The sequence below is a fragment of the Bacillus arachidis genome, assembly GCF_030285945.1.
In the GTDB taxonomy this organism is placed as follows: domain Bacteria; phylum Bacillota; class Bacilli; order Bacillales; family Bacillaceae_G; genus Bacillus_A; species Bacillus_A arachidis.
In genome coordinates this window covers 4,024,995-4,050,144 of sequence record NZ_CP127376.1, presented here as the reverse complement: position 1 = coordinate 4,050,144, position 25,150 = coordinate 4,024,995, and the positions used below count along the sequence as shown (strand labels likewise).

Here is a 25,150-nt window from a genome sequence, read left to right as displayed (position 1 = left end):
GAAGACATCTCTTCGCTTTTTTATATTTCAAAAGGTTTTTCTAATCCAGCGGCAGCGTGAGCTCCTAAAATAATTAACCTTGTTAGTTGCATTGCCATAAAGTGCGGTGAGTAAATCATACCTTTTTTTAGCCATGATATAATCATTCCAAGATGAGCTCCTGTTACATAACTAATCAGAATATCGCGTGGGATCATGAGTTCTTCATCATTTGGCTGTGAAATGGATAAGCTTAACGTTAAATGTGTTTGAATTGTTTTCATCATTTTATAAAAAAAGTTTCCTGCTGCTTTTTCACCAAGCATGACGTTATAGAAGGTAGCATTTTCAGCGATGTGCTCAAATAGGGCTAGAAAAGTTGGATGAGGGGAGTTAAATATAAGCTGAAAATCTTCCTTATTATGCCTTTTGGGCCTAATTATTTCGGTAAGCTTTACTAACATTTCCTCGATACTTTTATCTAATAAGTCATATTTGTCATGATAGTGGCTATAAAAGGTAGCGCGATTGACAGGAGCACGTTCAGCAATATGCTGAACTGTTACATTTTCAAATCCTTTTTCGCCTACTAAAGCGACAAAAGCATCCTGTATTAATTGTCTCGTTCGTTTCACACGTGGATCGTTTGTATTTTTAATAGACATTTTATTTCTCCTTGCTGAATTTTAACCACTTAAACAACAAATAGATAGTGAAATGTTGGATAACCAACATATATGCTCAAATTGTCGGTTGTAGATTCAAAATAATTATTTATAATTATAAACGATATTCCTTTAGAAAACAGCACCGCAAGCATGCAAACAAAGGATTGTTTTGCATAGCGAAAGGTGTGCTTTTTTTGTTTAATTGTTAATATAATTAACAATTAAACAGTATAAACAAAGGGAGTAAAAATAGTTTAGGAAAAAATTATATTCGATATAAGGAGAGGAATGCAATGAATCAGTTTCGAAGAATGGTGATTATCAACATCATCACATTAATTGTATTAGTTGGCGGCGGTATTGGCGCTTATTACTATTACAACCAAGCGGAAAACTATTTAAAAACAGATAATGCAAAGATCGATGGCAAAGTAATCCCGATTGCATCGCCAGTAGCAGGTAAGTTAACAGAATGGAAGGCTGAAGTAGGTAAGAATTACAATGAAAACGATAAATTAGGTGCTGTTTCTGTAGCGGGTCCAAATGGTGAGCAAACGGTAGATGTAACAATTCCAAAAAATGCAACAGTTGTTCAATCAAATGCAACGACAAATGCGTTTGTTGGGGCAGGTAGTCCAATTGCCTATGCATACGATATGAGTGATTTATGGGTAACAGCAAATATTGAGGAAACAGATATTGATGATGTGCAAAAAGGTCAAGAAGTGGATGTGTATGTAGACGCATATCCTGATACAACATTAACAGGAAAAGTAGAGCAAGTTGGATTAACAACAGCAAATACATTCTCTATGCTTCCATCAAGTAACGCAACAGCGAACTATACAAAAGTAACACAGGTTGTACCAGTTAAAGTTTCATTAGATCATAGCAAATCAGTTAATATTGTTCCTGGAATGAATGTGACAGTTCGTATTCATAAGTAAGGGGGGAAGATAAAATGTCCTCAGGTTTAATTGTAGGATATGCAGTATTTTGTATCATCGTCTTCTTCCTTGTAAATCGTCTTTTAAGAAAGAAAAAACCGAACGTGGGAGAAGAACAAGTCCCAGCCGTAAATAAGATAGAAACTAAGCAATTAGAGCAAGAACCTTCTAATGTAGTCGAATTAGAAGTATCGAAACAAGAAGCACCAAAGCAAGAAAGAGCGAAACAGCAAATGCCGGTAGCAGATGTTAATGTAAAAGCAGTGGTAGCGGTATTAATTCTTGGTATGTTCGTGTCTATTTTAAATCAAACGATCATTAATGTTGCATTGCCTCCATTAATGAATGAGTTCAATGTATCAACTTCAACAGCTCAGTGGTTAATCACAGGATTTATGCTTGTGAACGGGATTTTAGTGCCAATTAGTGCATTTTTAGTTTCTCGGTTCACGTATCGCAAGCTATTTGTAGCAGCGATGTTGTTCTTTACGGTAGGATCTATCATTTGCGCTACGTCTGGAAACTTCACAATGATGATGACCGGACGCGTAATCCAAGCAGTGGGTGCAGGGATTTTAATGCCAGTTGGTATGAATATTTTCATGACGCTATTCCCGCCTCATAAACGTGGAGCCGCGATGGGATTACTTGGAGTGGCAATGATTTTAGCACCAGCTATCGGACCAACTGTAACAGGTTGGGTGATTGAAAATTATAGCTGGAACTTAATGTTCTATGCGATGTTTGCCATTGGTTTAATCACTACATTCCTATCTTTAAAATTCTTTACATTAGCTCAGCCAGTTTCTAAAACGAAGCTAGATGTATTTGGTGTTATTAGTTCAAGTATCGGGCTGGGTAGCTTACTGTATGGATTCAGTGAAGCTGGAAATAACAGCTGGAGCAGTGCAGAAGTTGTTATTTCACTTATTATCGGTGTCATTGGTATAGTGGTATTTATTTGGAGAGAGATGACAACGGATAATAAGATGCTTGATTTACAAGTGTTTAAATATCCAACATTCACTTTCACATTATTAATTAATGCAATCGTAACGATGGCGCTATTCGGAGGTATGTTATTACTTCCAGTCTACTTGCAAAACATTCGTGGCTTTACGCCAATCGAATCGGGTTTATTACTTCTTCCAGGATCATTAATTATGGGGATTATGGGACCAGTTGCAGGGAAGTTATTTGATAAATACGGCATTCGTCCCCTGGCGATTGTTGGATTAGCGATTACGACATTCGCGACATATGAATTTACAAAGTTATCGATGGATACACCATATAGCGTTATTATGACGGATTATATTATACGTTCAATTGGTATGTCATTCATTATGATGCCGATTATGACAGCAGGTATGAACGCACTGCCGATGAAATTAATTTCTCACGGTACAGCAACGCAAAATACATCAAGACAAGTAGCGGGTTCAATTGGTACAGCAATCTTAATTACAATTATGACACAACAAACAACGAATCACGTTGCAGATTACGGAAATATGATAACAAAAACAAATCCAATTTTAGTTGATAAAGTACATGGAATGGGACAGAGCTTAGCATCCGTGGCTGGATCAGCACAAGCAGGAGATGCGATGAGCTCGCAACTATTATTTGGACAAATTTCGAAGTTGTCTGCGATTAACGGCATTAATGACGCTTTCTTAATCGCAACAATATTAGCGGGTATTGCCTGGGTGTTATCACTATTCTTACCATCAGGAAATAAACCAAATCGAAAAGCAGAGAATTAATTTTCTCTGCTTTTTTTCGTTGCATGGGCATAGACATATGCCCATCAATGTAAGAAAAATTAAATCCCCTATACGTATTAGCTGAAGAAATTACGTGTTCCCTAAAACGAAAAAATAAACTGAAAAATGGCTGTAAATCTATTGAAGTCAAATGATAAACTAAAAATATATTTTTACATACAAATTTTTAATAGAATGATCCGACTTAATTTAACTCTAAAAAATCGGGAAATATATTTTTGCTTCATCCACAATGTATTTGAAGGGAATGATGAAATTTGGATTGGTTAGAGAGAATCAATAGGGCAATGAATTATATCGAACAAAATTTATCAAGTGAAATAAATGCTAAAGAAGTAGCAAAGTTGGCTTGCTGCTCTGAGTATCATTTTCCAAGGATGTTTTCATCTATAACAGGTTTAACTTTATCAGAGTATATCAGGCGGAGACGTCTATCGCAGGCGGCATTTGAACTGCAAAATAACACAGTTGTTCGCATCATTGATCTTGCACTTAAGTATGGGTATGATTCTCCAGATGCTTTTAGTCGCGCTTTTAAGAGTCTTCATGGGGTCACTCCGACAGAGGCGCGTAGTAACGGGATCGAATTAAAGGCCTTTCCGAGAATTTCCTTTCAAATTAAGATTAAAGGGGATGTAGAAATGGATTATAGAATTGAAGTACTAGATTTTGAGATTGAGATCGTAGGAGTGAAACAAAAGGTCGTTACAAAGAATGCTTCCAATATAATTCCTACATTATGGGAAGAAGCGAATAAAAATGGATTACTGCAACGACTCGTAGACATGTCATGGGAAAATCCACAATGCAAATTAGAAGGGATTTTAGGTGTATGTGGAAAACAAGCCGCCATTACAGATGAAGAATTTGATTATTTTATGGGATGTCGTTATAAGGGGGAATTCACTGGCGATATGGAGAAAATAGTGATGCCCAAAAGTACATGGGTTGTTTTTCCAAATGTTGCTGCTGCTTGGGAGCGTCTATACACGGAATGGTTACCTACTTCAGGATACGAATTGGCAGACTTTCCTTGCATTGAAAATTATTTAGCACCTGATAGAGAGCCAAATAGTGAGCTTTGGGTTCCTATACTTAAGAATGAATAAATTTTAGGGATATGATGATTGAGTTGGTTAATACCAGTTGTCTATTTTCTATTATTTTATAATTGATGCATATATCATATATAGAGTAACGAAACAGTCCAATTTCGCAGCGTTTAAATTGAGAAATTGGGCTTTTTATCATGGTATTTCTTAACTCATGTAAATGCAGTGTAATACAAGAACAGGTAGAAAATAGATTGTCGAAAAGTGTTAAAAGATGAGGTGTTTGAACTTGTTGAAAAATAACAAAAGAGGTATCGCTGAGCAGCGATACCGTTTCTTTATAAAAATGCCAGTGTATTGTTCATCATATGAAACAAAATAGCTGGAATGATTGAATTCGTCTTCTTACATAAAACAGCCATGAATAGTCCCATAATGAATGTAGTAACCATAACACCTAATGAATATGTATGGCCTATTCCAAAGAGGAAACTAGAGCCGATTGCAGCTAACCAAAATGGGAAACGCTGCTGAAAGAAATGAAGGATAATGCCGCGGTAGATGAGCTCTTCGAAAATTGGGATAAATACAGCGCTTCCTAGCAGTAATAAGAGTTTATACTGTTTTAACACCTCCAAATTTAAAGCGGAGGATTGTTCCTTTGTTGCATCAGGGAATAGGTGCATAAGTATAAATGAATTAATAACAATACTTAGTCCAAAGAAAAGAAATAAGTATATATATGTACTAACCTTTTTGAGTGCTTTGAAGTTAATCGCTGGAACAATCAAGTTTCTTAATGGTTCGTATTTGTAAATAAATAACAATAAAATTCCTAATAGTAATAATGAGTTTCCGGTATCTTGAATGGATATGATTAAGGTGGTTTGTTTTTGATCAGTAACCCCTTCGGAATAAATAAGAACTGGAAGGCCTATGAAAAGTTCGGATATGAGCCTTGTCCCATAGAAAGCAAACAAAAAAGACCCAATAAATTGTCCCCATGACATGGAGTATTGCTGATTGTACGTAAGCTGTGTTGTTGATTGCATATATTGAACCCTCTCTTTTATTTATATATATCATTATACACATATAATATAAAACTGTCATTTCTGAATATTGCATATATATAAGTGTTGAATTAAATATTAGTAAGAAATATATAAATTTTGATAGAAATAGATAATGAGAAAACGAATGAATAAGTGTAGGGTGTATGAGAAAGGAGATATAAAATAATAAAAAGAGGTATCGCCACGTAGTGATACCTCTTTTGTGAGTTCATTCACTTTGATTAACAAATGTGTTCACCTCTTTTATTTATAGTAATATGAGCAGAGGATGTCGATTGTTGTGTTTGCAATTCGCGATCTACCATTCGATCTAATTGCTGAATTGCTTTCAATGCTTTTTCATAAGAAATTGTCCGGTAGTGATGCGCTCCGCCTGGCTCTTCATCTGCTTCGTCCGCCCACTTAATAATATTTTGTAGAGGTGTTCTTTCAATTGTTTGTTCTACTAGAAAAGAATCGGTATGCAGGAGAATAGCAACAGAAATTTCCTTTGCCTGCTTCGGGTGTTCCCCTAATCGGATTAATAATTTATGAGCTCTTTCTGCTCCTTTAATCGCATGTATATCATTCTTTTTATACAATTCATAGTCCCATTCTCCGCCTGTGTACCATGTATGATGTCCTATGTCATGAAGAAAACCAGCCTTTGTTGCCGCATCGACTGAGGCGTGGTGCTTTTTGGCTAAGTGAAACGCATGGTAAGCGACTGCAATCGCATGGACCATTCCAGAACGGTTTACGTATTTTTGTGTAATATGATGTTTGAAAATTTGTTCAAGCGTAATACGGTGCATAAAACATTCACTCCTTTTATCTATTGATGTATATAAAGAAAATCGATAGGTTTAAATGTATTTTGAACATTGTACTCCATCACGTTATGTTAGTAAAGTAGAAATGTTTAGGAGAGGAGAATTTATTGTGAACATAAAAGTCACCTTAGCTGATGCTAAGGTGCTTCCTACTGCTTATTTTTTTAATCCTTGCTCAAGTGTTTCTAACATCTCATGTTTTCCATTTTCGTCGGCATTTTGCCAAATGACTTCAAATAAAACCCCAAGACCTGGAAGCATTTTTTCTTCACCACTTTGAATTGCTTCTACAATTGTCTCTTGTAACTCGCCTTGCGTATTTCCTGCAACGTTTGCTAATACGGCACCGCGTAGATTAAAGTTCATTCTTTTCACCTCTTCTTCTGAATTGAAACTGACGTTAGTTTTTGTTCTTTTTTATGTAAATATGTATGAAAAATAGGCTATAATGAGAAGACAAGAAGAGAGGGAATACATAGAATGAAAAACATTGATTCAGTACAAAATCCGCGTGTAAAGCAGTGGAAAAAGCTGCAGACGAAAAAAGAGCGCGATAAAAAAGGGTTATTCTTTGTAGAAGGATTCCACTTAGTGGAGGAAGCTTTAAAGGCAGGAATTATTACAGAACTTATTGTTTCAGATCAAACAGACCTTCCGAAAGATTGGACGGTTACTGACGTTGAAATGTATATTGTACCTGAAGCGATTGTAAAGGTACTTCGCGAGACAGAAACGACACAAGGTGTATTTGCGGTTTGTGAGAAGCATGAGAAAGAAGTAGATCTTACAGATGGGAAATTTCTATTATTAGATGGCTTGCAAGACCCAGGTAATTTAGGAACGATTATTCGTACAGCAGATGCAGCTGGTATTCATGCCGTTGTACTTGGAGAAGGCTGTGTGGACGCCTATAATAGTAAAGTGCTTCGTTCTACACAAGGTTCTATTTTCCATTTACCAGTTGTAAAAGGAAACTTAGAAGAATGGGTAGATAAGCTAAAAGAAAAGAATGTTCCTGTATACGGAACAGCTCTGGAAAATGGAGTTCCTTATGGAGAAGTGACACCGACAGGAAGTTTTGCATTAATTGTAGGAAACGAAGGAAATGGTGTACGCCAAGAAATTCTTACAAAATGTGATCAAAACTTGTATATTCCAATTTACGGCGGGGCAGAATCATTAAATGTTGCGGTTGCTGCGGGGATTTTAACGTATTATTTACAAAGCCCGGTTGCGAATCGATAAAAAACTTCTTATAATAAGTTGAAGTACATGTTCAGGATGAACATATAAAGTAACATAATAAAAAACGTTGATAGAGAAGAGTAGCTTGCAAAATCGCCATATAGGGAGAGAGTGCCGTAGACTGAAAGCATTCTTATGGTAGACGGAAGTGAATTCACCTCTGGAGTTGACGCCAGGACCATTGATATGTAAAGGCGTTCCGGTCAAAGCTGGCCGTTATAACAATTAAGTGGGCAGACTTGTTCTGTCAATTTAGGGTGGTACCGCGAATTTACCTCGTCCCTTTTTAGGGAGCGAGGTTTTTTTATTTTTAACATTAGGAGGGTTCCAAATGGAAGCACGTTTAAAAGAGCTAAAGCAAAAAGCGTTAGAGCTGATTGAAGAAGCGAAAGAGCTAAAGGGCTTAAATGATGTACGCGTAGCGTATTTAGGAAAAAAAGGTCCAATTACAGAAGTATTACGCGGCATGGGGAAATTATCTCCAGAAGAGCGTCCACGTATGGGAGCATTAGTAAATGAAGTGCGTGAAGCAATTCAAACGCGTCTAGAAGACAAGATTAACCACTTAGAAAAAGCGGTAATCGAAGCAAAATTAGCATCTGAAACAATTGATGTTACATTACCAGGTCGTCCTGTAGAAACAGGTTGTCATCATCCATTAACAGCTGTTGTTGAACAAATTGAAGATGTATTTATCGGTATGGGTTATGAAGTAGCAGAAGGAACAGAAGTAGAGAAAGATTACTACAATTTCGAAGCATTAAACTTACCAAAAGATCATCCAGCGCGTGATATGCAAGATACATTCTACATTACAGAAGAAACGTTACTACGTACGCATACATCTTCTGTGCAAGCAAGAACGATGGAAAACAATACAGAAAAAGGTCCAATTAAAATTATTTGCCCTGGTAAAGTGTATCGCCGCGATGATGACGATGCGACGCATTCACATCAGTTCATGCAAATTGAAGGTCTTGTAATTGATAAAAATATTCGTATGAGTGATTTAAAAGGTACACTGCAAGTATTTGTGAAAAAGATGTTCGGTGAAGATCGTGAAATTCGTCTTCGTCCAAGTTTCTTCCCATTCACAGAACCATCTGTTGAGATGGATATTTCTTGTATGATGTGTCATGGTAAAGGTTGCGGCACTTGTAAAGGAACTGGCTGGATTGAAATTTTAGGTGCTGGGATGGTTCATCCAAACGTGCTTGAAATGGCTGGCTATGATTCAAAAGAATATCAAGGATTCGCATTCGGTATGGGTGCAGAGCGTATCGCAATGTTAAAATACGGCGTTGATGACATTCGTCATTTCTATACAAACGATGTACGTTTCTTACAACAATTCAAACGAGCGTAAGGGAAGGAGAGGATAAATATGTTCGTATCATATCGTTGGTTACAAGAGTATGTAGATATTAAAGATGTAACAGCACAAGAACTAGCAGACAAAATCACGAAAAGTGGTATTGAAGTAGAAGGCGTTGAAGTATTAAATAAAGGTGTAAAAGGTGTTGTAGTTGGTCACGTATTAGAATGTGAAAAGCACCCAGAAGCTGATAAATTAAGCAAATGTCTTATCGACATCGGTGAAGAAGAGTCAGTACAAATCATTTGCGGTGCTCCTAACATTGCAAAAGGTTTAAAAGTACCAGTTGCAAAAGTTGGCGCTGTTCTACCTGGTAACTTCAAAATTAAAAAAGCAAAATTACGCGGGGAAGCTTCTCACGGTATGGTTTGTGCATTGCAAGAGCTTGGCATTGACGGGAAACTAGTTGCGAAAGATTATGCAGATGGTATCTTCATCTTCCCAAGTGACGCTGAAGTTGGCGCAGATGCACTGGAAATCTTAAACTTACATGATGAAGTATTAGAACTTGGTTTAACGCCAAACCGTGCTGATTGCTTAAATATGTTAGGTGTTGCATATGAAGTGGCTGCTATTTATGGCCGTGAAGTGAAGCTTCCAGCTGTAGACTTACAAGAAACAGCAGAAAAAACTTCTGATTATATTTCTGTAAGTGTAGAAGCGAAAGAAGAAAATCCATTATACATTGCGAAAATGGTTAAGAACGTAAAGATTGGTCCATCACCAATGTGGATGCAAACGCGCCTTATGGCAGCTGGCATTCGCCCAATTAGCAACGTAGTTGATATTACAAACTACATTTTAATTGAATACGGTCAACCATTACACGCGTTTGACTATGATAAATTAGGTTCAAAAGAAATCGTTGTTCGTCTTGCAAAAGAAGACGAAAAGATTCAAACATTAGATGATCAAGAGCGTACATTACAGAACCACCACCTTGTTATTACAAATGGTGAAAAAGCTTTAGCTGTTGCTGGTGTAATGGGTGGAGCTGATTCTGAGGTTACAAATGATACAGTAAACGTTCTAATTGAGTCTGCATACTTTGCAGGTCAAACAGTGCGCCGTACATCAAAAGATTTAGGTCTACGTAGTGAATCAAGTGCGCGTTTCGAAAAAGGAATCGATCCAACACGTACATTTGAAGCGATTCAACATGCAGCAGCTTTAATGGCGAAATATGCTGGTGGCGAAGCGCTTGAAGGTGTAGTAGAAGTTGATAACCTACAAGTGCAAGAACGTACGGTATCAGTTACAACTGAAAAAGTAAACCGTGTATTAGGAACAGAAATCACTGCTAGTGAAATGGGTACAATCTTTACAAACTTGAAGTTCCCATTCACAGAAGTAGAAGGAACATTCCATGTGAACGTACCAGTACGTCGCCCTGATATTACAATTGCAGAAGACTTAGTAGAAGAAGTAGGTCGTCTGTACGGTTATGATCATATTCCAGTTACATTACCAACTGGTACAATGACACGTGGTAAATTAACAGTAGCACAAACAAAACGTCGTAAAGCACGTCGTTACTTAGAAGGTGCTGGTTTATATGAAGCAATTACGTATTCATTAACAAGTGCCGATAAAGCGAAACAATATATGGTTGAGCCAAACGAAAAATCTCCTGTAAATCTTGCACTTCCAATGAGTGAAGAGCGCAGTCAACTTCGTTTAAGCTTAGTACCACAATTGTTAGAAGCAGTTTCATATAATAACGCTCGTAAAAATGACAGTGTTGCATTATATGAAGTAGGTTCTATTTTCTTACCAACAGCAGAAGGCGAGCTTCCGAAAGAAGAACAACATCTTGCTGGTGTTATGACAGGTCTTGCTCTTCATCATGCATGGCAAGGTGAGAAGAAAGTTGTAGACTTCTTCGTTGCAAAAGGTGTGTTAGAAGGATTATTCGACGTACTTGGCGTTGCAAGCAGCATCACATATGCTCCTGCAAAACGTGAAGGCATGCACCCAGGACGTACAGCTGATATCTTACTAGATGGAGATGTGATTGGTTTCATCGGTCAATTACACCCAGAAACGCAAAAACAATTAGATGTGAAAGATACATTCGTATTTGAATTATCTCTTGTAAAAGTATTCGGTGCAGACGTAGAAGAAACTTACTACTCAGCAATTCCACGTTTCCCATCTATGACACGTGATATGGCGGTTGTAGTGGCTAAGGAAGTAAAAGCTGGCGAAATGAAGCAAGTAATTGCGGAAGCAGGCGGAGAACTTCTAAAAGAAGTAACACTATTCGACTTATACGAAGGTGAAAAAATGGAAGAAGGCAAGAAATCACTTGCATTCTCTATGAACTACTTTGATCCAGAACGTACATTAACAGACGAAGAAGTAACAGAAGCACATAACCATGTATTAACAGCGGTAGAAGAGAAATTTGGTGCGGAGTTACGTAAGTAAAAAAGCAGCCTTGTGTCTCATAGCCATCAAGTTAAAGTTATGTATAATTTTTACCAAAAACAGCTACCCTTTCATGGAGTATCCATGAAAGGGTAGCTGTTTTTATGGAAGAATTACAATTATTAATTCAGGAATTAAAGAATACATTTTCACTTTCATTTTTAGAATCACTTGCACATAGGGCAGGAATGATTCGACATAAAAGAAAATGTAAAGCGCAGGATATCGTTTCTTTATGTGTCTTTTTAAGTAAAACAGTTGAAACAGAATCTTTCGCGAGGTTATTTCATCAAAATATTTGTTCAACTCCATCGATAGGAGAGAATTTCAAACGAATTCGAAGCCTAGACTCTACTATGTTTCAACTTCCCCATCACTAATAATTTAAGTGTTAACAGGAGAAGGTAAACCTAAAAGGTACAGAAAATACGAAACTCTCAAATCAAGAGGATAGCTAAATAGTTACATTTTTTCATTTGAATATCCCAACTTTTTATTTTCCATGTTATGATAGATATGTTAATGAATTGAAGGGGTGGTTTTATGAAGTTTGGGAAAATAGGATTAGTTGTTGCGGCAAGTTTAAGTCTTTTCGCTTTATCTGCGTGTGGAAAATCTGCAAAAGAAACAGTTGTTTCTTCAACAGAAAGCATTTTAAACGCAAAGCAAATGGAATCAAGCAGTTCAATTTCTTTTAAATTCGATTCTAATGCGAAAGATATGAAAAGAGAAGATAAAGTGGCAATGGATATGTTAAAAAACATATCAGTTACAGTTGATTCAAAAACAGATAAAGATGCAAAAAAAGACGAAGTAACAATTGGTGCAAAGGTTAAAACAGATGCAATGAAAATGGATATATCGATTCCAATGTTTATGGATGAAGGGAAAGAGGCTTTATATGTAAAAGCGAATAATGTAAAATCACTATTACAATTAGCTGGTGTTCCTGGTGAGAGTTTTTCTACTCTAGAAGGAAAAGTTATCAAAATGGATATGAAAGATTTAGGAGAAGTAGATACAAAAGAATCTGCGAAAATCCAAGAGAAAGTACAAAAATCGTTATTAGATGCAATCAAAGCGCTTCCTGAAGACAAATTTACAAACGAAAAAGATGTATACACTGTGAAATTAACAGGTAAAGATTTAAAAACAGTGATTGAAAAGCTATTTGATGAAATTTCTACAATGAAAAACTTCACTGGAACAAAACAAGAAATTGCAGACTTTAAGAAAGAATTGAAAGATGCAAATCTTGATAAATCTTCTATTTCTTTAATTTATACAATGGATGGAAAAACAATTAAAAAACAGGATGCAGCAATTCATGTCGAAGCAAAAAATCCTGAAAACGAAAAAGAAACAATTAAATTTGATATGAATATTAAATCTGATATCAAATCGATCGATAAACCAATCAAATTCACATTCGATACTTCTGAAAAGAATATTGTTCCAATGGATGAGTTACAAAAAATGATTGGTGAATTTATGAATCAATCCATGAGTGGCGGGAAAGTAACTCCTGTTCAACCAGCTCCAACAGAACCTGCAGCATAAAAAATCCTTAAGGGGCATAGCTATCAAGTTAACAAAAATAAACCAGATGCTGAAAAGCATCTGGTTTATTTTTGCTTGAGTGTGTAGAAAAAGTCGTAGTTAGTTTAAATGAATTAAATGAACAATACGATTTTTTCATTGAGACATTAGAAAGAGAAGAATTATATGAATTTATTGTAGAAGTAGAAGAAGACATAACCGAAGAATGGAGAGAGCGGTAAGGTTCACTTTATCAACAGGACGCCTTGCATCTTTCCCTCGAATGTAGTACATTAATTTTAGTTTAACAAAACGAAAAACGATGATAAGGAAAAGTAGTATATACTATAATCCAAAGCGAGTCAGGGACGGTGAGAGCCTGATGAGGCGGTATATGTGAAGAACACCTTGGAGTTGCTAACCGAAATTGAAACTTGTATTCAAGAGTAGACTTAGACGGGAATCCGGCCTGTTACAAACCGGGAAGTATGTAAATACATACGAGTTAAAGTTGGTCTTTATGACAAATTGGGTGGTACCGCGAAGTTTAACCTTTCGTCCCTTTATGGATGAAAGGTTTTTTTGTATTCAAATATATCAGCAAAGGAGAATTTCACTATGGAAAACACATTAGTAAAAAGTCTGTATAGAGATACAGATAAATACGCAGGTCAAACAGTACAAGTATCAGGGTGGATTCGTAACTTACGTGATTCAAAAGCATTTGGTTTCATCGAATTAAACGACGGTAGCTTCTTCAAAAGCGTTCAAATCGTTTTCGATACAGAATTAGATAACTTCAAAGAAATTGCGAAACTTCCACTTAGCTCTTCAGTTAAAGTAGAGGGTAAAGTAATTGCAACACCTGGAGCAAAGCAACCATTTGAAATTAAAGCAGAAAAAATTGATATCGAGGGCTTATCAGATTCTGATTACCCACTTCAAAAGAAGCGTCACACGTTTGAATACTTACGTACAATCGCTCACTTACGTCCAAGAACAAATGCATTCTCTGCAACGTTCCGCGTGCGTTCTATCGCAGCGTTTGCGATTCACCAATTCTTCCAAGAGCGTGGATTCGTACACGTTCATACACCAATTATCACGGGTAGTGATACAGAGGGTGCAGGCGAAATGTTCCGCGTAACAACGCAAGATTTAAACAATGTACCTAAAGGTGAAGACGGACAAGTTGACGAATCAAAAGACTTCTTCGGTAAAGAAACAAACTTAACGGTAAGTGGACAGCTGAATGCTGAAGCTTATGCATTAGCGTTCCGTGATGTATACACATTCGGACCTACATTCCGTGCTGAAAACTCAAACACAACTCGTCACGCAGCTGAGTTCTGGATGGTTGAGCCTGAGATTGCATTCGCTGAATTAGGTGATGTAATGAACCTTACAGAAGATATGCTGAAATATGCAATGAAATACGTATTAGAGCATGCACCAGAAGAAATGGAATTCTTCAACAGCTTTGTTGATAAAACAGTTCTTGAGCGCATGAACAACGTAATCAACTCTGATTTTGGTCGCATCACATACACAGAAGCAATTAAAGTACTTCAAGAATCAGGTGCTGACTTCAAATACCCAGTAGAATGGGGCATTGACTTACAAACAGAGCACGAAAGATACTTATCAGAAGAAATCTTTAAACGCCCTGTATTCGTAACTGATTATCCGAAAGACATTAAAGCATTCTACATGCGCTTGAACGAAGATGGAAAAACAGTAGCTGCTACCGACCTTCTCGTTCCTGGCATCGGCGAATTAATCGGCGGAAGTCAACGTGAAGAAAGAATGGATGTTTTAACAGACAGAATTAAAGAATTAGGCATGAACGAAGAAGACTACTGGTGGTACTTAGAACTTAGAAAATACGGCGGTACAAAACACGCTGGATTCGGCCTTGGTTTCGAGCGCTTCCTAATGTACATCACTGGCATGGCTAACATTCGTGACGTCATTCCATTCCCAAGAACTCCAGGTTCTTCGGAGTTTTAATATAACAAAAAAGTGAGAGCAATTGCTCTCGCTTTTTTTATTTAGAAGAGGATGGAACTAGATTCGAAATCTTATCAAGTATTTTGAGCTAGGATAAAAAATGTTGTTCATAGTTCTCTTTCCATTTCATATATAGTAAAACGAATGAATCATTTATGGAATTTGGGAGAGGGGTTTTGGGAAAATGGGGGTAATTAATAGGTGTGTAGAGTGGACAGTGCGTGACAAGTATGTAGTCATCACGGGAGCGACAAGTGGGATTGGGTTAGCGGCGGCTAAGGTACTTGCGGAACGCGGTGCAAAGCTAGGGATTATTGCACGAAACGAAGCGAAAGCAAATGATATTGTGACTCAAATTAAGGGTTCAACGAATGGTAATGCAGTGGTAGATATATTTCTAGCTGATATGGCTTCTCAGAAGTCGATACATCAAGTAGCTACTGACATTCTAGAGAAGTGCCCTAGAATAGATATATTAGTTAATAATGCTGGTGCTTTATTTCAAACAAGGCAAATTACGGAGGACGGCTTGGAGATGACCTGGGCGGTTAATCATTTAGCTCCATTCCTACTTACTAATTTGCTGCTTGACCGTTTAAAGGAAAGTGCCCCCGCTCGCGTTATCACTACCGCATCTCATGGTCACAAAATGGCTAAAAAAGGAATCGATTTTAATGATTTAGATGCAGAAAAACTTTATCGTGGTGTTAAGAAATTAATGGGGGGTCCTACGATGTGTTATGGGCAAACCAAATTAGCTAACATCTTATTTACCTCTGAGTTGGCACGGCGACTAGAGGGGACAGGTGTCATAGCTTCCTGCTTCGATCCAGGACTTGTAGCCACGAATTTCAACCAGGATAATGGTCTCGCGGCTCGCTTAACTATGGCAGTAATGAAACCTTTCTCTCGCACACCTGAGGAAGGGGCTGAAACTTTAGTATGGCTAGCAGAAACAACTGACATTATCGATCATAGTGGTTATTATTATGCTGATAGGCAAGTGGAAAGGCCATCTGAGGTTGCATTGGATATGGATGCCGCAAAGCGTCTATGGGATATTAGTGAAGAGCAAACTCATCTCTTAGGAAAGTAAAATTAGCGTTAATAGAAGTGAAAGTGTAAGAGTGACTTTATACGGATTGGATCGGCAGTATATATTTTGATTGTTATGCTGTATAGTTTCTCGCCTCTAAGTAAAAAGTAACGCGAAGGGGTGAATAAAATGGGCAGAAAAGTAAAAAAAGATCCTTCTAGAGCAAGTCTTGGTTCCTCGCAAGTCGAAGGTCAAGGAACTACAACAAACGAAACGGGTTCTTTTAAAGTATCTTCATCAAATAAGAGACAAAAACGAAGCTAAACATATAAATAAGAGTAGTCATGTCGACTACTCTTATTTATATGTTTTTATTTTGTTTAGTTCATTTATATATTGTCGATACTGAAAAATAGCTATTTTTTCAATAAACGAAATGCTTTTTCTGTATTTGCAAAGTGAAGTTTCACAAACTCAGGCAGCCGTTCTTTTCCTAGCTTTTGAATTAATTTAGCTGCAGCGATATCAACTTGCTTACCCGCTCCTTTTGGAAGTGGCATACCGGCTTTTTTGCTGAGCTCATCAAACTGCTTTACGAATGAGTAGCGAGCTAAAATAGAGGCTGCTGCAACTGCTAAATGAACACTTTCACCTTTAGTTGCGAAATACACGTTTTCACGCTGTACTTCTTTTTGTTTTGCTAAGTATTTGTAATATGTATCAGGCTGCGTGAATTGGTCAATTAAGATGCCTTCTGGTTTTGTAGGTGCAATCTTTGCTAGTAAATTTGTAAGAGCCTTATTGTGTAAGAGCGCTTTTAGTTTCCCCTGATTGTTTCCTTTTTCGAATAGTTCGTTATATTTTTCATTATGCAAAACGAGAGAACTATAAGGAACAACGTTAAGTAACTGTTTTGCAATTTCGGCAATTTGCGCATCATTTAAGTTTTTAGAGTCTTTTACACCAAGTTCTTTCAATAATGGAATTTGCTTTGCGTCTACATATACAGCAACAACTGTCATCGGTCCGAAGTAATCTCCAGTACCCACTTCATCAGATCCAGCTATAGACATTGTTCCAATGGAAGCGGGCGGGGCATAGCGGTGCGAATTTGCAGTTTTTTTACCAGAAGATTTCGGCACCTGAGAAACATTTTGCCAACGTGCAGCTTCTTCCTCTGCACGAGTACCTTGAAACATTACTTTGCCTGATTTATAGGCCGTAATTGTACAAGATGGAACTTTCGCCATAAAGATACCACCTTGCGGAACTTTTGGGGCAATTGCTTGTTTATATTGTTGTTTCATATCCTCAATTATTGCAGGATTTGTTTGGATTACGATAGAATTTGACAAAGTAGTCGCTCCTTTTTCAATATTGTTATTTTTATCATATCGGATTGTTCTTTCTGTTTCCATATTATGATGGTTCATGGTATGATAAACTTTAGGATTCTGTACGTGATTGGAGGCCGGTGAGTTGTCACAACAAAAGGGAAATAAAAGTCGAATTAATGTAGAAATCTATGGTCAGCAATATTCAGTTGTTGGCGATGAAAGTACAAGTCATATCCGCATGGTAGCAGCGATTGTGGATGATAAAATGCGCGAACTCAATGCCAAGAATCCTTCGCTTGATACGAGTAGACTAGCGGTATTGACGGCGGTAAACGTCATACACGATTATATAAAATTAAAAGAAGAACATGAGAAACTAAAAGAAAGTATGACAAAAAAAGGAATGGAATAACATGATTGATATTATTATCATATTACTGCTTGTTATGGGATTTTTCCTCGGCTTAAGAAGAGGGTTTGTCCTACAACTTGTAAAGTTAACAAGCTTTATTATCGCATACCTTGTTGCATACTGGTACTGCAAAGATTTAGCGCCAGTACTTGAGAAATTTATTCCGTATCCATTCGATCAGAACGTATCTGTGCCAGAATGGATTGATGCAAATAATATCGAAGCAGTATTCTATCAAGCAATTGCGTTCATTGTATTATTTATTATTACAAAAATCGCGCTTTCATTGCTTGGGAATTTGCTGAATATGTTTACAGAAATCCCAGTTATAAAACAGGTAAATGCGTTTGCTGGAGCACTTCTTGGTTTCTTAGAAGTGTATATTATTCTGTTTGTCTTAATTATTATTGGAACTATTCTTCCGATTGAACAGGTACAAACGCCACTGCAAAAATCATCAATTAGCAAAATAATTGTAGACGATACACCGATTCTTTCTGAAAAGGTGAAGGAACTATGGCAGCCAGGTAGCAGAGTATAACTTCTCTTTTTTCGGAAAGAGAAGTTTTTTTTCTATGAAAGAAAGGCGGGGAAAGAATGAAAGTAAATAAAAAACAAGTGATTAAATTATTGGAGACAATCGGCCTTTTTATGGAGCTTAAGGGCGAAAATCCATTTAAAATATCTGCATTTCGTAAAGCCGCAGCAGCATTAGAAAGCGATGATCGTAGTCTGTCTGAAATTGAAGATTTCACAAAGATTCCGGGTATTGGAAAAGGAACAGCAGCGGTCATTCAAGAATATATTGAAGCTGGAACTTCAGAAGTATTAGAGGAGCTTGAAAAGGAAGTGCCAAGCAGTCTATTACCGTTATTAAAATTACCAGGGCTTGGTGGTAAAAAAGTAGCGAAGTTGTACAAAGAGCTTGGCGTTATTGATATGGAAACTTTGCAAAAGGCTTGTGAAGAAAATAAAGTACAGGCACTTGCGGGATTCGGTAAGAAAACAGAAGAGAAAATATTAGAAGCAATCGCTCAAGTAGGCTCTCGTCCAGAGCGATTACCGATTGCGATGGTCTTACCTATTGCTGGGGAAATAGAGAAGAAATTGTCGAATGTCCAGGAAATTGTTCGATTCTCTCGCGCTGGTAGCCTGCGCCGCGTTCGCGAAACGGTAAAAGATTTAGATTTTATTATCGCAACGGAAAATCCAGTAGCAGTACGTGAACATTTACTGCAATTTGATAATATGATTGAAGTCATTGCGAGCGGTGATACAAAAGTATCCGTTCGTCTTCAATATGAATATGATATTTCAATTGATTTCCGTCTTGTAAAACCTGAAGAATTTATTACAACGCTTCATCATTTCACAGGTTCAAAAGATCATAACGTAAGAATGCGCCAAATTGCAAAAGATAAAGGTGAAAAGATTAGTGAGTACGGTGTGGAAAATTTAGAGACAGGTGAAGTGAAGACGTTTGAAACAGAAGAAGCATTCTTTGCTCATTTTGGTCTACCATTTATTCCACCAGAAGTACGTGAAGATGGAAAAGAGCTTGAGTTGATTAAAGAATATCCAAATTTAATTCAGTTCTCTGATATACAAGGTGATTTACATATGCATACAACATGGAGTGACGGTGCTTTTTCAATTGAAGAAATGGTACAAGCATGCCGCGGGCGTGGGTATAAATTTATGGCAATTACGGATCATTCCCAATACTTGAAAGTAGCGAACGGTTTAACGAAAGAGCGTCTTCGTGAACAAGGAAAAGAGATTGAACGTATTAACGAAAAATACTCAGATATTACAATTTTACGCGGAATCGAAATGGATATTTTACCAGATGCAACGCTCGATTTTGATGATGAAGTATTAGCGGAGCTTGATTATGTCATTGGTGCAATCCATTCTAGCTTCTCACAAGACCGTGAAACCATTATGAAACGCTTGCGTACAGCAATTGAAAATAAACATGTTACGATGATTGCCCACCCAACAGGTCGTCTTCTTGGACGCCGCGAAGGGTATGATGTAGATACAGATTTACTGATTGAACTCGCAAAAGAAACAGATACAATTTTAGAATTAAACGCGAATCCGAACCGCTTAGATTTAAGTGCGAAACTATTAAAGCAAGCACAAGATGCGGGCGTAAAAGTAGCGATCAATACTGATGCGCATACACTTGAAATGTTAGAAGATATGGAAACCGGTGTAGCGGCAGCTCGTAAAGGGTGGATTCAGAAAGATACCGTGATTAACACATGGGATATTGAACGTTTATTAGATTATATTAAACGGAATAAGTAACACAAGGGGGACGTGCAACTTATGTTAGAACGAACGTTGCGTGTATTAGAATATAACAAAGTAAAAGAACAATTACTTGAGCATGTTGCTTCTTCACTTGGTCGTGATAAAGTGAAGAGCCTCGTGCCAAGTACAGATTTTGAAGAAATTGTAGAAATGCAAGAAACAACAGATGAGGCAGCAAAAATCATTCGCTTAAAAGGGCATGTACCGCTTGGCGGAATTTTTGATATTCGTCCGAATGTAAAACGTGCGAAAATTGGAAGTATGCTAAGCCCACATGAACTGCTCGATATCGCAAGCACGATGTATGGTAGCCGCCAAATGAAGCGGTTTATTGAAGATATGATCGATAATGGTGTAGAGCTTCCAATTTTAGAAACACATGTTGCGCAAATTGTGTCTGTATATGATTTAGAAAAGAAGATCACAAACTGCATTGGGGATGGAGGAGAAGTAGTCGATAGCGCGAGTGATAAACTGCGCGGCATTCGTAACCAAATCCGCACTGCAGAAAGCCGTATTCGTGAGAAACTTGAAAATATGACGCGCTCTTCAAATGCCCAAAAGATGTTATCAGATGCAATCGTTACAATTCGTAATGATCGCTATGTAATTCCTGTGAAGCAAGAATACCGCGGTGTATATGGTGGTATTGTTCATGATCAATCTGCATCAGGACAAACGTTATTTATTGAGCCGCAAGTCATTGTGGAACTAAATAACGCATTGCAAGAGGCAAAAGTGAAAGAAAAACAAGAAGTAGAACGCATCTTAATGATGTTAACAGAAGAAGTAGCAGTCGAAGCTGATATTGTGTTAGCAAATGTAGAGGTTATTGCAAATCTTGATTTCATTTTTGCAAAAGCTTTTTATGCAAAGCGTATTAAAGCAACAAAACCAATTGTAAATAATGAGCGTTATATGGATTTACGACAAGCCCGTCATCCACTTATCGATCCAAAAATCATTGTGCCGAATGATATCATGCTTGGTAAAGACTTCACAACAATCGTTATTACAGGTCCGAATACAGGTGGTAAGACAGTTACATTAAAAACAGTCGGCATTTGTGTATTAATGGCGCAATCTGGTCTTCATATTCCAGTATTAGACGAATCAGAGATTTGTGTGTTTAAAAATATCTTTGCTGATATTGGTGATGAACAATCGATTGAACAAAGTTTAAGTACGTTCTCCTCTCATATGGTGAACATTGTAGATATATTAGAAAAAGCTGATTTTGAAAGCTTAGTATTATTTGATGAATTAGGTGCTGGAACAGACCCACAAGAAGGAGCAGCACTTGCGATTTCTATTTTAGATGAGGTATATAACCGCGGAGCACGCGTTGTCGCAACGACGCATTATCCGGAGCTAAAAGCATATGGTTACAACCGTGAACAAGTTATTAATGCGAGTGTGGAGTTTGATGTAAACACACTAAGCCCAACTTATAAGTTATTAATTGGTGTACCAGGACGCAGTAACGCTTTTGAAATTTCAAAACGTCTTGGTTTATCTGATCGAGTAATTGATCGTGCTCGTAATCATATTAGTACCGATACAAATAAAATCGAAAATATGATTGCGAAGCTAGAAGAAAGTCAAAAAAATGCAGAGCGCGAATGGAACGAAGCAGAAGAGCATCGTAAACAATCTGAAAAACTTCATCGTGAATTGCAACGTCAAATTATTGAATTTAACGATGAGCGTGATGAAAGATTATTAAAGGCACAAAAAGAGGGCGAAGAAAAAGTAGAAGCTGCGAAAAAAGAAGCAGAAGGCATCATTCGTGAACTTCGTCAACTGCGTAAAGCACAGCTTGCAAACGTGAAAGATCATGAGCTTATCGAAGCGAAAAGTCGCCTAGAAGGTGCAGCGCCAGAGCTTGTGAAAAAACAAAAAGTAAAAGTGAAAAACACTGCGCCAAAACAACAATTACGAGCAGGCGATGAAGTAAAAGTATTAACGTTCGGGCAAAAAGGACAATTGCTGAAAAAAGTAAGTGATACGGAGTGGAACGTTCAAATTGGTATTCTGAAGATGAAAGTGAAAGAATCTAATATGGAGTATATTAATACGCCACAACCTGTTGAGAAAAAGGCAGTCGCGACTGTTAAGGGAAGGGACTATCAAGTTTCCTTAGAACTTGATCTTCGCGGTGAACGTTTTGAAAATGCAATGATGCGTGTAGAAAAATATTTAGACGATGCACAGCTTGCAAACTATCCACGCGTATCCATCATTCACGGAAAAGGAACAGGAGCACTTCGTCAAGGTGTACAAGATTACTTGAAAAAACATCGTGGTGTGAAAAACTTCCGCTATGGTGATATGGGCGAGGGAGGCCTCGGCGTAACAGTTGTCGAATTAAAGTAAGCACAAAACCAGGCAAAAGGGGTAAACCATTATGTTTATGGACAAACTTGCAAAAGTATTGTTAGCTTGTTGCGGCATGTTTTTGGTGATTGGAGTTATTTATTTAGTGTTTTTTGCGAAGTAAGGAAGCGTCAATCTCGGCATAAGTTAACGCCTGAGATTGACGTTTTTTCTATTCGGATAATCTATAAGAAAAAAGGAATACGACATGAAAATTAACCAATTTATAAGCGAAGTATTATCCTGCTCAAGGCGAGAAACAGACCGCCTCATTAAAGCGGACCGCGTGGCAATTAACGGTGAGGTTTGTACGCACGGTGCGATTGTTACGGTGAACGATATTGTAACGATTGATGGTAAAACAATCGAGAAAGAAGACAAAGAAAAAATCTATATTGCCTTTCATAAACCAGTAGGGATCACTTGTACTGCTGCGGAACATATTGAAGGAAATATCATTGAGTACATCAATCATCCAGAGAGAATTTTTCCAGTTGGTCGCTTAGATAAAGCGTCGGAAGGATTGATTTTGCTAACAAACGATGGAGCGATTGCCAATCAAATTTTACACGGAGATCATGAGCATGAAAAAGAATATATTGTAACGGTTGATAAGCCATTTACAGATTGGTTTATTAATGGAATGAGCCGTGGTGTGAAAATTAAAGATGGAATGACAAAACCATGTAAAGTAACCCGGGTAGATCACTCGACATTTCGAATTGTTTTAACGCAAGGAATGAATAGACAAATTCGCCGAATGAGCCGTGTGTTTGGATATACAGTAACGAAGCTACAACGGGTACGAATTATGAATATTAAGCTTGCTGGATTAGAAGCTGGAAAGTGGCGAAATGTCACAGAGCAAGAGTTACAACAATTATTGAAGCAGCTATAGCTGTTTCTCAGTTTTATTTTTTGTCAGAAAAAATAAAACTATTGTTTTTTTTGAAAATAGCCCATATAATAAAAAAACAACAAGATTCGACAATATATTTTGAAAAGTAATGATGAGGACATGAGTTATTTTTTACGATTCTCAGAGAGGGAAGCCTTAGGCTGTGAGCTTCCTAATACGAAAAGATACACTTACCACCTCTAAACTTCAAGAGTGAACTGCATCATGCATTGTAATTCTTGGCGGATAAAACCGTTATTAATTTACACGAGCTATAAAATGAGTTTATTTTGTTATACATTCATTTTATTAGAATAAGGGTGGAACCACGATTTCAACACTCGTCCCTTTGTTAGGGACGGGTGTTTTTTGCGTTCTTTTATAAAGGAACTTGGATTGAAAGCGGAAATATAGCGGTTTTTTATTTCTGAATATTTAGTCTTTTGTTATTTTTTAGGAGGTAGAGAAAAATGAAATCATCTTTAAAGTTATCTGAGATGTTTGCAATAAGTTTAATGTTATTTGCACTATTCTTCGGTGCGGGGAATATGATTTTTCCACCAGCGTTAGGACAAGGTGCTGGAACAGATGTATGGGTGGCTTTATTTGGTTTTGTTATTACAGGTGTAGGACTTCCTTTACTAGGAGTCATTGTCATTGCTTTAAAAGGAGATATTAATAAACTCGCAGGTCGTGTGCATCCGTTGTTTGCACTTGTTTTCACAGTTGCGATTTATTTATGTTTAGGTGTGTTTGTAAGTGTACCGCGTACAGGAACTGTTGCTTATGAAATGGCGGTTACTCCATTTTTATCAAGTTCCGTAGCCAGTCAGGCATATCCACTTGTTATCTTTACATTTATTTTTTTTGCAGTTACTTTCTATTTAGCGTTAAATCCTTCGAAATTAGTAGGACGTATTGGGAAAGTATTAACACCAATTTTATTAGCGGTTATTGCAATTATTGTCATCAAAGCATTGATTACACCGATGGGCGAGTTTGGAGCACCGACAGAAGCATACAAGGATCCGCTTTTCAAAGGATTTATTGATGGATACTTAACATTAGACGGATTAGCAGCACTTGTCTTCGGAAATGTAGTTGTTAATGCTTTAAAAGGAAAAGGAATTACCAATAAGAAAAGTATTGCGAAAGTGACAATTTTTGCGGGGATGATTGCAGCATTTGGTTTACTTATTGTTTACTTAGCGCTTGCTTATCTTGGGGCTTCTAGTGTATCGCTTGGAATGGGAGAAAACGGTGGTGTTATTTTAACAAATGTTGTGCATCATTTATTTGGTAGTTACGGCACTCTTCTACTGGGTGTAGCGATTGCAGCAGCATGTTTAACAACTTCGGTTGGAATCGTTGCAGCTTGCGGAGAATTTTTCTCAGCATTACTACCAAAGCTGTCGTATCAAAAAGTTGTTTTCATCTTCTGCATGTTAGCATTTATGGTAGCAAACCTTGGTTTAACACAGCTAAATGCATTAGCGTTACCAATCTTAATCGCAATCTATCCAATTGGTATCGTATTAATCGTATTATCACTAATTGAAAATTACATGCGTATCCCGCTAGCGATGTATGTGGGTGGAATTGTAGGAGCATTTGTTGTTAGTTTCTTCGATGGTTTAAATAATGCTCAGATTCAAATTGCAGCATTATCGCCTATGTTAGAAAAGATTCCATTTTACAATGTAGGAATCGGTTGGCTCTTACCAGGAATCATCGGTATGTTTGTTGGATATATTATTTCTATTTTTCAGAAGCGGGAAGTTGTCGTAGAAAAATGAGGAAAAGAGACTTTCTTTGAAAGAAAGTCTTTTTTTGTAGAAATTAATAT

Annotated in this window: 21 protein-coding genes, 2 pseudogenes and 3 other annotated features; of the genes and pseudogenes, 18 read left to right on the top strand and 5 right to left on the bottom strand. The window is 37.3% G+C overall.

The window, feature by feature from the left end; all coding sequences use genetic code 11:
• Nucleotides 1–20 precede the first annotated feature (20 nt).
• Complete coding sequence (locus QRY57_RS22465; protein ID WP_026593614.1) at nucleotides 21–644, bottom strand: TetR/AcrR family transcriptional regulator; 624 nt, start codon at nucleotides 642–644, stop codon at nucleotides 21–23.
• Between the two features lie 296 nt (nucleotides 645–940).
• Here QRY57_RS22465 and QRY57_RS22460 point away from each other — a divergent pair, with 296 nt between their 5' ends.
• From QRY57_RS22460 to QRY57_RS22450, 3 genes are all read left to right on the top strand, one after another.
• The gene (locus QRY57_RS22460; protein WP_208017362.1) at nucleotides 941–1,594 is read left to right on the top strand and encodes an HlyD family secretion protein; all 654 of its coding nucleotides are present in this window, start codon (nucleotides 941–943) and stop codon (nucleotides 1,592–1,594) included.
• A 14-nt stretch (nucleotides 1,595–1,608) separates the two neighbouring features.
• Complete coding sequence (locus tag QRY57_RS22455) at nucleotides 1,609–3,363, top strand: DHA2 family efflux MFS transporter permease subunit (RefSeq protein ID WP_286016138.1); 1,755 nt, start codon at nucleotides 1,609–1,611, stop codon at nucleotides 3,361–3,363.
• A 278-nt stretch (nucleotides 3,364–3,641) separates the two neighbouring features.
• Entirely contained in the window at nucleotides 3,642–4,493 is an 852-nt protein-coding gene (locus QRY57_RS22450) for an AraC family transcriptional regulator (RefSeq protein WP_286016137.1), read from the top strand.
• 281 nt (nucleotides 4,494–4,774) lie between these two features.
• On the opposite strand, the gene QRY57_RS22445 is transcribed toward QRY57_RS22450, so the two are convergent.
• The 3 genes from QRY57_RS22445 to sspI all read right to left on the bottom strand — a co-directional run bounded on the left by QRY57_RS22445 (nucleotide 4,775) and on the right by sspI (nucleotide 6,690).
• Complete coding sequence (locus QRY57_RS22445; protein ID WP_286016136.1) at nucleotides 4,775–5,488, bottom strand: CPBP family intramembrane glutamic endopeptidase; 714 nt, start codon at nucleotides 5,486–5,488, stop codon at nucleotides 4,775–4,777.
• A gap of 245 nt (nucleotides 5,489–5,733) precedes the next feature.
• The gene (locus QRY57_RS22440) at nucleotides 5,734–6,306 is read right to left on the bottom strand and encodes an HD domain-containing protein (RefSeq protein WP_286016135.1); all 573 of its coding nucleotides are present in this window, start codon (nucleotides 6,304–6,306) and stop codon (nucleotides 5,734–5,736) included.
• Between the two features lie 174 nt (nucleotides 6,307–6,480).
• On the bottom strand, nucleotides 6,481–6,690 hold the full coding sequence (gene sspI / locus QRY57_RS22435; RefSeq protein ID WP_017153966.1) for a small acid-soluble spore protein SspI: 210 nt from the start codon (nucleotides 6,688–6,690) through the stop codon (nucleotides 6,481–6,483).
• Between the two features lie 114 nt (nucleotides 6,691–6,804).
• Between sspI and QRY57_RS22430 the strand changes: the two genes are divergently transcribed.
• From QRY57_RS22430 to QRY57_RS22390, 9 genes and pseudogenes are all read left to right on the top strand, one after another.
• Nucleotides 6,805–7,569 carry a TrmH family RNA methyltransferase gene (locus tag QRY57_RS22430; protein WP_349775666.1) on the top strand — a complete coding sequence of 255 codons (765 nt, stop codon included), beginning with the start codon at nucleotides 6,805–6,807 and terminating at the stop codon, nucleotides 7,567–7,569.
• A gap of 58 nt (nucleotides 7,570–7,627) precedes the next feature.
• Nucleotides 7,628–7,856 (top strand) — a binding site (T-box leader).
• Between the two features lie 44 nt (nucleotides 7,857–7,900).
• Nucleotides 7,901–8,935, top strand: coding sequence for a phenylalanine--tRNA ligase subunit alpha (gene pheS / locus QRY57_RS22425; protein WP_090687813.1), 1,035 nt, complete (start codon nucleotides 7,901–7,903; stop codon nucleotides 8,933–8,935).
• A gap of 18 nt (nucleotides 8,936–8,953) precedes the next feature.
• Nucleotides 8,954–11,374, top strand: a complete 2,421-nt coding sequence (pheT, locus tag QRY57_RS22420; RefSeq protein WP_286016134.1) for a phenylalanine--tRNA ligase subunit beta — start codon at nucleotides 8,954–8,956, stop codon at nucleotides 11,372–11,374.
• A 104-nt stretch (nucleotides 11,375–11,478) separates the two neighbouring features.
• Nucleotides 11,479–11,751: pseudogene (locus tag QRY57_RS22415) on the top strand (IS4 family transposase); the annotation flags it as partial.
• 166 nt (nucleotides 11,752–11,917) lie between these two features.
• A complete protein-coding gene (locus tag QRY57_RS22410) occupies nucleotides 11,918–12,934 on the top strand; it encodes a hypothetical protein (protein WP_286016133.1) in 1,017 nt (338 codons plus the stop codon).
• A 71-nt stretch (nucleotides 12,935–13,005) separates the two neighbouring features.
• Nucleotides 13,006–13,155, top strand: a pseudogene (locus tag QRY57_RS22405) (hypothetical protein); the annotation flags it as partial.
• A 71-nt stretch (nucleotides 13,156–13,226) separates the two neighbouring features.
• Nucleotides 13,227–13,479 (top strand) — a binding site (T-box leader).
• A 52-nt stretch (nucleotides 13,480–13,531) separates the two neighbouring features.
• Entirely contained in the window at nucleotides 13,532–14,923 is a 1,392-nt protein-coding gene (gene asnS, locus QRY57_RS22400; protein WP_090687810.1) for an asparagine--tRNA ligase, read from the top strand.
• Between the two features lie 184 nt (nucleotides 14,924–15,107).
• On the top strand, nucleotides 15,108–16,019 hold the full coding sequence (locus QRY57_RS22395) for an SDR family oxidoreductase (protein WP_286016131.1): 912 nt from the start codon (nucleotides 15,108–15,110) through the stop codon (nucleotides 16,017–16,019).
• 129 nt (nucleotides 16,020–16,148) lie between these two features.
• A complete protein-coding gene (locus QRY57_RS22390; protein WP_081811107.1) occupies nucleotides 16,149–16,283 on the top strand; it encodes a YuzL family protein in 135 nt (44 codons plus the stop codon).
• Between the two features lie 92 nt (nucleotides 16,284–16,375).
• Here the strand turns inward: QRY57_RS22390 and rnhC are convergent, their stop codons facing one another.
• On the bottom strand, nucleotides 16,376–17,314 hold the full coding sequence (gene rnhC / locus QRY57_RS22385) for a ribonuclease HIII (protein ID WP_208017372.1): 939 nt from the start codon (nucleotides 17,312–17,314) through the stop codon (nucleotides 16,376–16,378).
• Nucleotides 17,315–17,438: 124 nt separating this feature from the next.
• Between rnhC and zapA the strand changes: the two genes are divergently transcribed.
• The 6 genes from zapA to brnQ6 all read left to right on the top strand — a co-directional run bounded on the left by zapA (nucleotide 17,439) and on the right by brnQ6 (nucleotide 25,100).
• Nucleotides 17,439–17,708: a cell division protein ZapA gene (gene zapA, locus QRY57_RS22380; RefSeq protein WP_000082703.1), complete on the top strand. Its 270-nt coding sequence runs from the start codon at nucleotides 17,439–17,441 to the stop codon at nucleotides 17,706–17,708.
• Between the two features lies 1 nt (nucleotide 17,709).
• A complete protein-coding gene (locus QRY57_RS22375; protein WP_026593601.1) occupies nucleotides 17,710–18,249 on the top strand; it encodes a CvpA family protein in 540 nt (179 codons plus the stop codon).
• A 56-nt stretch (nucleotides 18,250–18,305) separates the two neighbouring features.
• Nucleotides 18,306–20,024: a DNA polymerase/3'-5' exonuclease PolX gene (polX, locus tag QRY57_RS22370; RefSeq protein WP_026593600.1), complete on the top strand. Its 1,719-nt coding sequence runs from the start codon at nucleotides 18,306–18,308 to the stop codon at nucleotides 20,022–20,024.
• A gap of 21 nt (nucleotides 20,025–20,045) precedes the next feature.
• Entirely contained in the window at nucleotides 20,046–22,406 is a 2,361-nt protein-coding gene (locus tag QRY57_RS22365; RefSeq protein WP_286016130.1) for an endonuclease MutS2, read from the top strand.
• Between the two features lie 208 nt (nucleotides 22,407–22,614).
• Nucleotides 22,615–23,304 (top strand): 23S rRNA pseudouridine(2604) synthase RluF, encoded by a 690-nt coding sequence (locus QRY57_RS22360; protein WP_286016129.1) that lies wholly within the window; start codon nucleotides 22,615–22,617, stop codon nucleotides 23,302–23,304.
• Nucleotides 23,305–23,404: 100 nt separating this feature from the next.
• Nucleotides 23,405–23,656 (top strand) — a binding site (T-box leader).
• A 118-nt stretch (nucleotides 23,657–23,774) separates the two neighbouring features.
• Nucleotides 23,775–25,100 (top strand): branched-chain amino acid transport system II carrier protein BrnQ6, encoded by a 1,326-nt coding sequence (brnQ6, locus tag QRY57_RS22355; protein ID WP_286016128.1) that lies wholly within the window; start codon nucleotides 23,775–23,777, stop codon nucleotides 25,098–25,100.
• Nucleotides 25,101–25,150 lie beyond the last annotated feature (50 nt).

Excerpts from the sequence above, each read along its gene's own strand:
- QRY57_RS22465 (WP_026593614.1), bottom strand. The coding sequence starts at position 644 with ATGTCTATTAAAAATACAAACGATCCACGTGTGAAACGAACGAGACAA.
- QRY57_RS22460 (WP_208017362.1), top strand. The coding sequence starts at position 941 with ATGAATCAGTTTCGAAGAATGGTGATTATCAACATCATCACATTAATT.
- QRY57_RS22455 (WP_286016138.1), top strand. The coding sequence starts at position 1,609 with ATGTCCTCAGGTTTAATTGTAGGATATGCAGTATTTTGTATCATCGTC.
- QRY57_RS22445 (WP_286016136.1), bottom strand. The coding sequence starts at position 5,488 with ATGCAATCAACAACACAGCTTACGTACAATCAGCAATACTCCATGTCA.
- QRY57_RS22440 (WP_286016135.1), bottom strand. The coding sequence starts at position 6,306 with ATGCACCGTATTACGCTTGAACAAATTTTCAAACATCATATTACACAA.
- sspI (WP_017153966.1), bottom strand. The coding sequence starts at position 6,690 with ATGAACTTTAATCTACGCGGTGCCGTATTAGCAAACGTTGCAGGAAAT.
- QRY57_RS22430 (WP_349775666.1), top strand. The coding sequence starts at position 6,805 with ATGAAAAACATTGATTCAGTACAAAATCCGCGTGTAAAGCAGTGGAAA.
- pheS (WP_090687813.1), top strand. The coding sequence starts at position 7,901 with ATGGAAGCACGTTTAAAAGAGCTAAAGCAAAAAGCGTTAGAGCTGATT.
- pheT (WP_286016134.1), top strand. The coding sequence starts at position 8,954 with ATGTTCGTATCATATCGTTGGTTACAAGAGTATGTAGATATTAAAGAT.
- QRY57_RS22410 (WP_286016133.1), top strand. The coding sequence starts at position 11,918 with ATGAAGTTTGGGAAAATAGGATTAGTTGTTGCGGCAAGTTTAAGTCTT.
- asnS (WP_090687810.1), top strand. The coding sequence starts at position 13,532 with ATGGAAAACACATTAGTAAAAAGTCTGTATAGAGATACAGATAAATAC.
- QRY57_RS22395 (WP_286016131.1), top strand. The coding sequence starts at position 15,108 with ATGGGGGTAATTAATAGGTGTGTAGAGTGGACAGTGCGTGACAAGTAT.
- QRY57_RS22390 (WP_081811107.1), top strand. The coding sequence starts at position 16,149 with ATGGGCAGAAAAGTAAAAAAAGATCCTTCTAGAGCAAGTCTTGGTTCC.
- QRY57_RS22375 (WP_026593601.1), top strand. The coding sequence starts at position 17,710 with ATGATTGATATTATTATCATATTACTGCTTGTTATGGGATTTTTCCTC.
- polX (WP_026593600.1), top strand. The coding sequence starts at position 18,306 with ATGAAAGTAAATAAAAAACAAGTGATTAAATTATTGGAGACAATCGGC.
- QRY57_RS22365 (WP_286016130.1), top strand. The coding sequence starts at position 20,046 with ATGTTAGAACGAACGTTGCGTGTATTAGAATATAACAAAGTAAAAGAA.
- QRY57_RS22360 (WP_286016129.1), top strand. The coding sequence starts at position 22,615 with ATGAAAATTAACCAATTTATAAGCGAAGTATTATCCTGCTCAAGGCGA.
- brnQ6 (WP_286016128.1), top strand. The coding sequence starts at position 23,775 with ATGAAATCATCTTTAAAGTTATCTGAGATGTTTGCAATAAGTTTAATG.